Consider the following 12,592-nt stretch of genomic DNA (forward strand, 5'->3'; position numbering starts at 1 on the left):
ATTCGATCCGGGGACCGTGCTTGGATCATGCGACCGCACTTCGTCATCTCGCTCGACCTTGAACAGGCCTGGGGAATGGAAGCTGCCAAGGCCTATGGCAGTGCGCGCGCCAATATTGTCGGCGCCCGTGAGGCCATTCCCCATATGCTCGATCTGGCGGAACGCTTCGGCATCGGGTGCACATGGGCAACCGTCGGCTTCCTCTTTTTCGACGATCGGGATGAGTTGCTGAATGCCCTGCCCGCGCAACGCCCGCATTATGCCGACCCGGGATTGTCCCCTTATGCACGCATGGCCGCCATCGGCCGTAACGAGGCGGAGGATCCGCTCCATTTCGGCCGGTCGCTGATCCGGCTGATCCGCGACTGTCCGGGCCAGGAAATCGCAGGCCACACATTTTCGCATTATTACAGCCTGGAAGATGGCGGCGATCCCGCGGCCTTTGCGGCCGATCTCGCGGCCGCACGCAGCGCGGCGGCGGCACTCGGCATCGATTTGCGCAGTCTGGTGTTCCCGCGCAACCAGATACGTCCGGCCTATCTGGCGCTGTGCCACGGCTCGGGATATCGCAGCTTTCGCGGAAATCAGCGGTCGAATGTGCATCGCAGCCGTCCCCGCCATATGGAAAAGGGCTGGTCGCGCCTGTGGCGCGCGGCGGACAATTATATGCCGCTGGCGCCGCGCCCCATGGCGAAAGCATCGCAGTATACCGATGGCATGCTCAATATTGCGGCCAGCCGGTTTCTTCGCCCATCATCCGCGTCCGCACGTCTGCTCGACCGGTTTCAGTGCAAGCGGATTTGCGACGAGATGACACATGCAGCCAAACAGGGCGCCGTTTTCCACCTCTGGTGGCATCCGCACAATTTTGGTCGCGACATCGCGCTCAACCTGAAGATGCTCCGTGTCATCTTCGAACATTATCACCGACTGGCGGGCGATCACGGGATGGCCAGCATCACGATGCAGAATCTTGCCGCCCTTTCCAGCAAGGAAGTCACCACGGCTGGCCAATGAAATCCTTGCCTTCCTATCCGGAAGATGAAGCGACAATGCCGGCCCCGAATATTATGATCGTGATGCGGCCCGATGCTCCATCAGCATCAGGATCAGGATCATGCTGCCATCCGGCCACGGGGGGATGGATATTTGCGCGGCGCGGAAACCATTGGCGTTATCGGGCTGGGTTATGTCGGCCTGCCGGTCGCCGTCGCCTTTGCACGAAAGGGCTTTGCAGTAACGGGCTTCGATATTGATCGGCGCCGCATCGCCGCGCTTGAAGACGGGCACGACTGGACGGGGGAGATCAGCCCGGCCGAACTGCGCGAAAGCCCCCTCACCCTGACCGCGAATCCTGATGATCTGACGGATACCAGCTTCTACATCGTCACCGTTCCCACACCGATCGATCCGACCCACCGGCCGGACCTGAGCTTGCTGGTGAACGCCTGCGAACTGATCGGTCCCCGTCTCCGGCGGGGTGACATGGTGGTTTTTGAATCGACCGTTTATCCCGGCGTGACGGAAGATATATGCTGCCCCGCCCTGGAACGGGCGTCGGGCCTGATCTGCCGGCGGGACTTCCAGATCGGCTACAGCCCGGAACGCATCAATCCCGGTGACAGCGAACATCCGTTCGAACGGATCGTAAAGGTCGTCGCGGGACAGGACGCAGCAGCGCTCGATCGCATCGCGGCGGTCTATGAACGCGTCGTTCAAGCCGGCGTGCATCGTGCGCCCTCGATCAAGGTGGCCGAAGCCGCCAAGGCGATCGAAAATACGCAGCGCGACGTGAATATCGCGCTGATGAACGAAATGTCGAAAATCTGCCATTTGATGGGCATTCGCACGGCCGATGTGCTGGACGCGGCGGGCACCAAGTGGAACTTCCTCAAATTTTCGCCGGGCCTGGTGGGCGGGCACTGTATCGGCGTGGACCCATATTATCTGACCGCCAAAGCGGAAACGCTTGGCTATCATCCCGAAGTCATTCTGTCGGGGCGGCGGATCAACGACGAGATGGGCGCCTATATCGCGCGCCACGCGGTGCAGTGCCTGGCGCTCGCCGATCGTTCGATCAGGCATGCCCGCGTGGGCGTGCTGGGCCTCACGTTCAAGGAAAATGTGCCCGATATCCGCAATTCCAAGACGCTCGATATCGTCAGGACATTGGCCGGCTTTGCGATCGCGCCCATCACGCATGATCCGCTGGCCCACCCGGATGATGTGCAGGCCGCATATGATATCAGCCTCAGCCCGATCGAAGACTTTGCAAGGCTGGATCTGCTCATCCTTGCGGTGCCGCATGCGGCCTATGACCGGCTTGGCGCCGACGCACTGTGCCGCATGATTTCGCCGGGCGGCATATTCTTCGACGTAAAGGGGCTGTTCCACCCCGATACTGTCCGCAAGGACATTCATTATTGGTCGCTATAGCCGCGATCACGCTTCGTTTTGCGGTAACGGCCAATCGATCGACCATGTGAAGGGGGCAACGGATGACGATCTATTTGCTCGCGCTGCTGATCGGCATCGCCGCCGGCCTGCGCGCCTTTGCCGCCCTGGCCGCGGTAAGCGTGGCGACATGCGCCGGATGGCTTGTTCCGGGCGGCTGGCCACTTCTGATTGGCACCCACTGGGTGGCGGGAATATTGACGCTGCTGGCGATCGCAGAAATGCTCGGCGGCAAATACGCCGCCATGCCGGATCGGCGCAGTCCCTTATCGTTGGGCATCCGCATGGCCTGTGGCGTCATCGCCGGGGCGACGATCGGTTCGGCCGCCCACATGCTGGCCGGCGGCGGGCTTGCCGGTCTCGCAGGCGCGGTGGCCGGCACGCTGGCCGGTTCTGGCGTGCGCGCATGGCTGATCCGGCGATTGGGCCGCCCCCTGCCTGCCGCGCTGGTCGAAGATTGTGCGGCAATCGCAATGGCCGTGGTGGCGATTCTATCCGTCCAGATCGACCGTCAAACACGCAAATTATCGGAAATTGGCATTTCGGCCTGCTTGCGACCGAGCGATTTCCAGTCTTTTCCGGTGAAGAAACCGGATCTGAGAAGCAATTCGGCAATGATCAGGTTGGGCACCCATTGCAGCACCCGCACCGGTTCATAAATCGATGTGAACGGCACGCCGAGAAGTAGCAGAATGTGCAGGTCCAGCCGAAACGTCACGTTCGTCAGGGTCAGCGCGTAGTTGCGAACCATCCACGCCCCATGATCGCCGAACCGCCCCTGCACGGCGCGGATCCAGGCCATTGCCGCCGTTCCGGCCCAAAGGACCGAAAGCACCGCAAAACCGAATATGGTGAACGATCCTTCGGTTTCATGCAGCGCGAGCCGCAATGTCGCGATCGACGTAAGGAGAACCGCGCCCAGATACAGGCGCCCCGCCCAGCGATGCACATGCGGGAAGCGCACCCGCAACCGCACCGGGAAAAGGAGCGCGCCCGTCACCAGAATCAGCGGCGCGGTCCACAGATGAACAAAAAGCTCGAAATCGTCGCGTCCCAGATGATCGACCGCACGATGCATGATCCGCGGAATATCGATCCAGATGAAACGGGAATTGAGGCCTGCGACGATTATTGCCGCCAACGTCATCAACCGCCATCCCATGCGGCGGAATGCAGGCAGGCCGGGAATGAAGCCGGGCGCCGCCGCGTTCCCAGATGTCGGCGCCAGCGCGGGTTCGGCGTGGGCGTGTTGCGAACATGGGATATCCATCCCGCGTTCTTCCACGCGCGCCATCAGGCCCTGCCAAGCCAACGCGGCAGGATGCCCGGTCCTTTCGCGGTCATCTGCCCCTGAAGATAGTAAGACCCTCCGGCACGCGCGGCATATTCGATCGCATCGCCGAAACCGGACTTGGCATGCTTGCGATAGTCCACCCGGTTGATCACCGCACCAACCAGCCCTTCGCCGAACACCTCGACGGCGGTTCGCGCCGCATCCGCATCGGTTGCCCCCCAGCGGACGACCAGCAACGTACCATCAGCCAGCCCGGACAGCGTTTTGGCATCGTGAACCGGAAGGATCGGCGGCGCGTTGATGATCACCAGCTGAAACCGCTGGCGCAATTCCGCGAACAACTGGCCGACGCGCGGCGATTCAAGCAAACCGCCGGGATCGGTCACCGGCTGATCGGCGCTGATTGCCGCAAACGGCATCGGCGCTTCTTCCGCCCCCAGCACATCATCGAGTTTGGCCTCGTTTGTCAGGAACGAAACAACATCGGCGGTGGGGCGCGGCGCATCGTCTGCATTGCCGATTTCGTGCCGGCGCAGATCGAGATCGACCACCACTGCGGACCTGCCGATGGCCGCCGCCGCTGCCGCGATCCCCAGCGCGATCGTCGTCTTGCCTTCATCCGGCAGGGCCGATGTGACGACCACAACCTGCGAACCGGCGTGGCCGCGGCGCGTTTCGAGTTCGATAACGAGGTTGCGTAGCGCCTCGGTGAAATAGGATCGCGGATAAGCGCGGATCATTTCATTGATCGGCGTTCCGGCAAGCGCCGGCGGCAATTCGGGTACCATCGCCAGCGTCGGCAGGCCAAGCAGCCGGCGCACCTGTTCCATGCTGCGGAGGCGATCGTCGAACGTTTCAGCGGCAAGGGCCAGGATGATCGCCAGAATGATCGCACCGACAAAGGCCACCGCCAACGCGCGTTCCGGCTTGGGATAGCTGGGCGAATCGGGCACAGGCGCGCGCGAAATGAACGACATGTCCGTCCGCTCAGAATCCGCCCGCCCGCCCAGTTCCTTCAGCCGCGCCAGCAGCGACAGATAGAGCGCCTGACTGGTCTGTGCGTCTCGTTCCAGGCCGCGCAGCGATACCGATCGCATCGTATCGCCCAGCACCTCGCTGCGCAGCGCGCCGACGCTGCCGGCCAGCACGCCCTGCCGCGCGGAAACTGCCCGCGCCTCGTTGCGCATGTCAACCGCAACCCGGCCGGCTTCCGCCTGGATCCGACCACGCAATTCCGCCAGCTGCGCATTGACGGCCACCACTTCGGGATAGCCGGGGCCGTAAAAGGATGTCAGTTCCGCCAGACGTTTACGAACCGACGCTTCCTGACTGCGCAGATCGTTCAGCAGCGGCGACGCGGCATTGGTAACTTCGGGGTTCGCACCGGATATCTGGGCACCCGCCGCGCGCGCATGGCTGGCGGCGGCATCCGCGCTGGCGGACACCAGTTCCCCATCCAGCCGCAACAACTGGGCTTGCGCCATATCCGGGCTCTGTTCGGGCATGCCATGCGCCCGCCGATATTGGGCGACGGCCAGATCGGCCTGGTGCAGTTGCCGCCCGGTTTCGGCAACACGTTCCCGCAGGGACGCTTCCTGTTCTTCGGCAACGTCGCGTGCCGCCTGCAACTGCGATTTGATATGGGTATCGGCCAGGCGGTTGGCGATCAGCGCCGCCAGATATGGATCCTTGGACACGGCGGTCACGCCGATCAGATGCGATTTGCCGATCCGCTCCACCTGCACATGATCGATCAGCCGGTCGGTGATCGCCTCTTCGCGCGCACGGGTCGCCGCTTCGTTGCGATCCTGAGCATCCAGTTTGGCCTCAATTCCGTGCGTCGCCGATCTGCCGGGTGACAGCCACTGCTGAATCCGTTCAAACGGACCCGGCGAGTGTTTTTCCGGCGGCAGGAATTCGTCATAATCCTCAAGGTTCAGGTTGCGAACGACCCGGCGGGCCAGCGCGCGCGACTGGAGCAGTTCGACCTTGGTGGCGATCCGTGCCTCCTCGTTCGGGCTGGCGATGGTCGTCGGGGCAGCAGCCCCCGGAACGGCGTCGAGCGGTTCGATCATCACCACTGCGGTCGCGCTGTAGAACGGGGTCGTTCGCAGCAAGGCGATGAACGTCAGCCCGATGATGATGGCGATGGTCAGCGCCACCAGCCCGCGCCGCCGGCGCAAGATACGCAGCAGATCGTGAATGCCGGCATAAGCGGGGCCGCCGGATGATGCCGGTCCCGCCAATTGCGGCTGCAGGTCAGGATCGTCGATACGACGCAACGCCGCGGCTCCGCCATGGTCGCCATAATATTCGCTGTTTCGACCGGCCATCGTCCGCTCCACGAACATGCCATTCCAGGGGCGGCCGATGAAAGCACCGATACCCCCTTGAGCGGGATGGTACGGCGCTTTGGTTCCAGCGTCCTGCATCATGATGAGCCAAGCAGCGGCGCATTCAGGCTAATCCCAATGCTCCGCTGCACGACCGCCATGGCATATAGGGACCGGGAACGCGCCGGATGCCGCGGGCTTTGGCACCGCCCCCCTAGCACGGAACCGCGATTCCAGCATCTGCGACGGCCAGATGCCCGCCCCTTCGGCCCGCCCGGCCGATGACTTACGCCCCCGCTTATGCGATGAATAAGCCGCAATCGTCGAACAGGTGGGGCCAATGATCGGCAGGATACCTCCCCCTTTGGCTGACGCAAATGGACCCGCCTGCACAATGCCGGCGATGGCCTGATCCCGATGGCGACCGCCCCGCCCTTTACCGATCATCGCGAACCGATCGGACAGGCGTGGCATATGTCTGGCGCGGTGATCGCCATCGGCGTGTTTTGCGCATCCTATGTCAGCTGGCGGCCGGCCGACATTCTCTTCACGGCCAGCGACGCCTTCTTCGTGCTCGGCGCCGGCATGTTGCTGGCCGCGCATCGCATATCGTTGCAGCCCTTTGGCCGCATGACGGGCTGGTGGCTGGTCGCAACGCTGATCATGATGATCGGCCTGTTCATCGGCAGCCTGTTCAACGGCGATCCCGATCGCTGGCTGACTGCGGGCGCGCAATATTGCTTCAGCCTGATCCTGCTGCCCTGTCTGCTGATCAACCATGATGATCAGCGCACGATCATGCTGGCCAAGGCGCTGGTGGCCGGCATTGCCGCGATGGAAGCCTTTGGCATCGCGGTATATTGGGGGCTGGATCTCAGTTACGAGGGATATAACCGCATCAGCCACGATTTTATCACCGGTGCGGGGCGGCTGGGCGCTTTTCTGGGCGATGCCAACTGGAACGCCGCGATGATCGTGATGGCATGGCCGTTCACCCTCTACCTGCGTATCCGGCGCAAAATCGGCGCGCCGCTCTTTTACCTGACTTGCGTGATCCTGCTGATCGGCCTGTTCCTCGCCGCATCGGTAACGGGGATGACAAGCGCGCTGGTATCGCTGGCACTGTTCACGATCGTTTCCGGCAAGCTGCCGTCCGTTCGCGTCTTGCTGACGGGTGCCGCGGTGGGCACCTTGCTTTTTGCAAGCGGGTTCCAGCTTCCCCGCGCCTTCGAAAAGCGCATCGCCCCGGCGGTTGAGCAAAGCGACGTTTCGATGGCCGGCACTTACAGCGGGCGGATGAAGCTGATCGAAGAAGCCTGGGGGATGGTTGATCGCACCACCCTGGTCGGCATCGGGGTCGATCAATATCGCAAAGTCAGCATCGATAAGGCCCCGGTGCACAATATCTTCCTGCTGTTGTGGGCGGAAGGCGGCCTGTTCGCGCTGGCCGGCTGGCTGCTCTTGAACGGGATCATGATCGTCGGCGCCATTGTGGCCTATCGAAGAGACAGGCTGGCGGCGGCGCTGGCGATCGCGGTGCTGTCCACCTTCATCATCTTTTCCAATGCCGCGCCGCACTTATACGCACGGCCCTGGCTGGTGCCGGTCATGCTCGGCATCGCCCCGGCATTTGCGTGGATTGCGGGCGAACCCGCGCGGCGACACAAATCATGGAACGCGCGAGGCGCATCCATTCGGCGAGGGAGGGCATGATGATCCGGTATCGCAGCTTGACGGTGGCAATGATGGTCGGGCTGGGCGCCATTTCCGGTTGCTCGACGGCCAGTTCGCGCCTTGATCCGCTGGCCGCCACCGCCCCCTCGCCCTATCGGCTCGATGCCGGGGATGAAGTGCGCATCAGCGTGGGCGGCCTCGACGCCATCACCAACACCTATGTCATCGGCGATACCGGCGTGGTTTCGCTGCCGATGCTATCGCCGATCCAGGTGGCCGGCCGCACCGTGGCCGAAATGCAGGATGCGATCGCCCAGCAGATCCGCGCGCGCCAGTTGGTCAACGAACCCAATGTCCAGGCGCAGGTCATCAAATATCGCCCGTTCTTCATCCTTGGCGAAGTGCAGCGGCCCGGCCAATATGCCTATGTGCCCGGAATGTCGGTACTGAACGCGGTTTCGATCGCCGGGGGCTACACCTTCCGCGCCCAGCGCAAATATGCCGCCATCTCCCGCCGCGCGGGTGATCGAACCGTCGAGGGCCGGGCCACCCCCAACACGCCGGTTTTACCCGGCGACACCGTCACGATCGACGAAAGCTGGTTCTAGTCCGGTGCGCCGCCATATTTTCCGGGCCGCGCTGCTTGGCACCGCCCTGCTGGCCGGGGGGCAAGGCCATGCGCTGGCCCAAACCGATCCCACGGATCGCGCCATCCGTGATCTGCCCCGTCCGGGATACGAACCCCGGCAAATCCGTATGGGCCACTTCGTCCTGTCGCCCGAATTGCTGGCCGGTGCGGAATATATCAGCAACGTCTTCGCGACCTCCAGCAACCCCGATGCCGATATTCTGTTCACGCTGTCGCCCAGCATGGGCATTCGCCGCGACGACGGCAGGTTCATGCTGAATGCTTCCATATTCGGAACATTGCGCGAATATGTCGATAACCCGCGCGAAGGCGTCAACACGTTCGGCGCCACCGGCCGGGCGGGCTACACTATCGGCAAAGCCCATCTGGTTACCGCCGGCTTGGGCGCGGAACGGTCTTTCGAACGGCGCACCGATCCGGAATCGCCGAATGATCTGGGCCTTCCCCCCGCCAAGATCGATATCCTGCGATCCGAACTGGGATATCAATATCGCCCCGGCCGGTTCGGTGTCGGGCTGCGCGGTGCGATCGACCGATATAATTACCTGCCCGCCGGCGATGCCGATCGCGATCTGACCAGCCTGCAAGGTTCGGCGCGCGTCACGGCCCGCATTTCCCACCGTTTCGATGCTTTTACCGAAGCCTATATCAACCGGCGCGATGCTCGCACCCCTGTCGATCGCAACGGCATCGACCGGGACATGACGACGAAAGGCATTCTCGTCGGCCTGGCAAGCGACATCAGCGAACGGCTGAAAGGCGAAATCGGCGTCGGCCGGTTCCGCGCCAATCCCGATGATCCGACCCTGAAATCCTTCACCGGCTTTGCCGCCAGCGGCAACCTGACCTGGCGACCGCGCGTTCGCACCGCGATCACGGCCAGCCTGTTCCGCGGCAATGTCGCAACCACCCGATCCGGGGCGAGCGGCCGCATCGACAGCACCGCCAGCTTACGGCTCGATCAGGAAGCGCGGCACAATCTGATCGTCAGCGCGGCGATCGGCATTCGCGACACACGGTATCGCGGCGGCATCAATCGTCGCCAGACACTGGCGTCGGCGCAACTGGAAGCGACATATCTGGTCAACCGGCGCATCGCGCTCGTCGCCACCACAACCTTCGCCAAACGCACCGCGGACCAGCCGCTCGACCGTTTCGAAACCTTCCGTTTCGGGCTGGCCACCCGGATTACCTATTGAAGGCGATCGGCGCCTTGGCCTGTCTGCCGCCCGGATTCCCCGGATAGCGGCGAAAATCCGCATCGGCCTGTCCCGGGTTCGGCGAAACGACAGCGCCAGCCCCCCGTCGCATTCGACAATGGCAACGGCTGATCCCGATTGGCGCACGCCCCGCCCGAACAACCAGCAAGGCATTGCCTTCAAAGAAGATTGATATTTTGATCTTGCCGATTTGAAAATATATAGGCCTCGATCAATTGTATATTCCATAAATATATCGATCATATCTATATATTTGATTTCAGATCTAAAATTCATTCAAACTCAATTGCACAAAGCATATTCATTTCGATATCGGAATGATCCGATGAAAATATATAAATTACAACAACATATAATTTTTAAACTTTTATATGTTTTGAATTCAACTCAACAATTTATTTTTTGCACAACCCACCCACGGAGTGGAGATGATAAACATCATAAGGGGTCGCAACAGAAAAATAGCTAATATTATTATAACAATAGCTGTTCTGTTAAGCGTAGCATTATTAACCAGGGCCTATGCGAATACGATCGCGATCGGCCAGAATATCGTCCTGACAGGCAAGTTTCGCGTCATGGACGCCAACCTGACAACCGGGATCGGGATGCAGGAGGCCAATGCCACGGGCGTCGTTGTCGGCGGCCCGGTCAAGAAGGGCAACCAGCGCTGGTGGCGGGTCGACTTCGGCCAGGGCATCGATGGCTGGGTCGTGGAATCCCTGCTGAGCGCAGCCGGCAAGCCATCCATCGCCGTCACGCTGACCGGCACCCCGACAACCATCGCACCCGGCGAATCCAGCACCCTTGCATGGACCTCCCAATCCGCCACGTCCTGTACGGCAAGCGGCGACGCCAGCTTCAGCGGATCGCGTCTACTGAGCGGCACCGTTGCTGTCTCGCCCGGCCAAACGACAACCTACCAGATCCAGTGCGCATCTGCCTCGGGCAGCGGCACGGCATCGGTCACGATCAACGTCACCGCAACGGGTGGCCCCGCCGTCGCCCTCACGGCGATGCCATCGACGATCGCGCCCGGCGGATCGAGCGTCCTGGCGTGGAGTGCGCCGAACGCGACATCCTGCACCGCCGCCGGCGACGCAACATTCAGCGGCGCCCGGCCGGCCATGGGTTCGATGACGGTGCAGCCGGCGCAATCGACGGCCTACGCGCTCACCTGCATGATCGGCGGTACATCCCAGACGGCCACGGCCACCATCACGGTCGGCGCCGTCGCCAGTGGTGGCGCAACAGCCTTCACCAATCCCGACAATGGCGACGTTCCCGATCGCGCCAAACATCCGATCGCCTTCCCCACGGCCATCGGTTTCGGCAAGAATACCAGTGTCCGCAGCAAGGACGCCGTGGTTTACAAGATCAATTCGCTGGAAGACGTGGCCGCGCCCGGCGACGGCAAGATCACCTATCGCGAATGTGCGCTCGCGCTAGCCGTTACCACACCCTATGCCATCCCGGCTGGCCGGCCGCGTTACTGCGTGTTCGACGTGGCGGGCGCCATCGTCATGCAATCGTCGGCCTTCATCACAACCCCGAAAATCTATATCGCCGGCCAGACATCGCCTGGCGGCATCGAATTTCGGCTCGGCGACCAGTATAATCCGGTCGACTCCCTCATCGATACACGGCGCGGCGGCAACGACATGATCCTGCGTCATGTGCGCACGCGTACCGGGCCGCATGTTGGCCGGACATCGGAAAATGGTGATCCGATCCGCATGTCGGGCACCAACAACCAGATTCTCGACCATGTTTCGACAATGTTCGGAACGGACGAGAGCCTGGACATGGCGTGCACCAACTGCACCGTGCAATGGTCGATCATCGGCCCCAATATCTGCCGCAATGCCGGGCACACATCGGCTTTGCACTGCAAGACGTTCTTCCTGAAGCCCGCATCCAACGTCACCGTTGCGCATAATCTTTCGCAACATGGCGAGCAACGCGGCCTCAATATTGCCGTCGGCACAAATCCTGCCGCGACCGGCAACAAAGGCCAGGCGGATATCATCAACAATGTGTTTTACGATTTCATCGCCGAAACCGGATTGTTGTCCAACCAGTTCGGCAACATCTACGCCAATTACATCGGCAACGTCGCGTTGCGCGGCCCGCGCTACAATGCCAGCGACGGCAACTACCTGATCGGCTTCTACAGCAATGGCGGCTCGCGCATGCCGTTCGGTTTCAGCGTCTATGCCAGCGGCAATGTAACGCCGCGCACGCGGATTGCCGGCCAGTTCGGGTCCACCGTGACAGATCCGTTCACCACCGCCGGCGGTTTCATCACCCATGTCGATCCGGCCACCGTTTGCGGTCTCACCACCGCCGGCAGCCTGGATTGCGCACGCTACGGGCTGGCGGTGATGCAGAATGTCAGCCCGGTGGTCCAGCCGGGCGGCGCGGGAACCAGCTTCGAACCGTGGCAGGTCACCACTGCGGAACGCGCCATGCTCGGCGTGCTCGCTTACGCCGGCGCGGACCTGTGCCTCAACGGGCCATGCCGCGACAATGTGGATGCAATGTATGTCGAAGATGTACGCACCTGCGACGCGACCCCCTATCTGTTCGCGTCGAACTGGCCGTCATCTCTGGCCGAAGCCGGGGGGTGGGCACGGCTGACCGCACAGGCCGCACTGCCGGACAGCGACAATGATGGCATGCCCGATTCATGGGAACGCCGCTTCAAGAACACCAACCCGCTGGTGTGGGACGCCAATGATGACAAGGATGGCGACGGCTATCCCAATATCGAGGAATATCTCAGCTCGCTGGCGCAGGATGACGTGCGCTATTCGGGTTTCATCGGTTCGGCGACCGGCCGTCTGCCCGCTTATAATTGCGGACGCCCGATGTATTGATCGGCATTGTCCGGGGGGATCCATCGGGTCGTCGCGTCGGGCGACGACACGACGGCCCCCCGCCCTTTCCATCTCGCTACCGATCCCGC

At 62.2% G+C, this 12,592-nt stretch carries 8 protein-coding genes and 1 pseudogene; 7 read left to right on the forward strand and 2 right to left on the reverse strand.

The window, feature by feature from the left end; all coding sequences use genetic code 11:
* The first annotated feature begins 27 nt into the window (after nt 1-27).
* The 3 genes from KC8_RS07920 to KC8_RS20275 all read left to right on the forward strand — a co-directional run bounded on the left by KC8_RS07920 (nt 28) and on the right by KC8_RS20275 (nt 3,113).
* Complete coding sequence (locus KC8_RS07920; protein WP_010127793.1) at nt 28-1,017, forward strand: hypothetical protein; 990 nt, start codon at nt 28-30, stop codon at nt 1,015-1,017.
* Nucleotides 1,018-1,149: 132 nt separating this feature from the next.
* Nucleotides 1,150-2,436, forward strand: coding sequence for a nucleotide sugar dehydrogenase (locus tag KC8_RS07925; protein ID WP_029624853.1), 1,287 nt, complete (start codon nt 1,150-1,152; stop codon nt 2,434-2,436).
* 62 nt (nt 2,437-2,498) lie between these two features.
* On the forward strand, nt 2,499-3,113 hold the full coding sequence (locus tag KC8_RS20275; RefSeq protein ID WP_138956798.1) for a DUF4126 family protein: 615 nt from the start codon (nt 2,499-2,501) through the stop codon (nt 3,111-3,113).
* A gap of 2 nt (nt 3,114-3,115) precedes the next feature.
* Here KC8_RS20275 and KC8_RS07935 read toward each other — a convergent pair.
* Nucleotides 3,116-3,748: pseudogene (locus KC8_RS07935) on the reverse strand (DUF2306 domain-containing protein); the annotation flags it as partial.
* Nucleotides 3,748-6,081, reverse strand: a complete 2,334-nt coding sequence (locus KC8_RS07940) for a GumC family protein (protein WP_158217686.1) — start codon at nt 6,079-6,081, stop codon at nt 3,748-3,750. The gene KC8_RS07940 and the pseudogene KC8_RS07935, both read right to left, overlap by 1 nt.
* Before the next feature lie 417 nt (nt 6,082-6,498).
* Here KC8_RS07940 and KC8_RS07945 point away from each other — a divergent pair, with 417 nt between their 5' ends.
* From KC8_RS07945 to KC8_RS07960, 4 genes are all read left to right on the forward strand, one after another.
* Nucleotides 6,499-7,794: an O-antigen ligase family protein gene (locus tag KC8_RS07945; protein WP_010127797.1), complete on the forward strand. Its 1,296-nt coding sequence runs from the start codon at nt 6,499-6,501 to the stop codon at nt 7,792-7,794.
* Entirely contained in the window at nt 7,794-8,363 is a 570-nt protein-coding gene (locus tag KC8_RS07950) for a polysaccharide biosynthesis/export family protein (RefSeq protein ID WP_029624856.1), read from the forward strand. The genes KC8_RS07945 and KC8_RS07950 overlap by 1 nt, the downstream gene beginning before the upstream one ends.
* A gap of 4 nt (nt 8,364-8,367) precedes the next feature.
* Complete coding sequence (locus tag KC8_RS07955) at nt 8,368-9,603, forward strand: outer membrane beta-barrel protein (protein ID WP_010127800.1); 1,236 nt, start codon at nt 8,368-8,370, stop codon at nt 9,601-9,603.
* Nucleotides 9,604-10,202: 599 nt separating this feature from the next.
* Entirely contained in the window at nt 10,203-12,503 is a 2,301-nt protein-coding gene (locus tag KC8_RS07960) for a hypothetical protein (protein ID WP_010127802.1), read from the forward strand.
* Nucleotides 12,504-12,592: the final 89 nt, after the last annotated feature.

Origin of the sequence: Sphingomonas sp. KC8, assembly GCF_002151445.1 — a bacterium.
In the GTDB taxonomy this organism is placed as follows: domain Bacteria; phylum Pseudomonadota; class Alphaproteobacteria; order Sphingomonadales; family Sphingomonadaceae; genus Sphingomonas_E.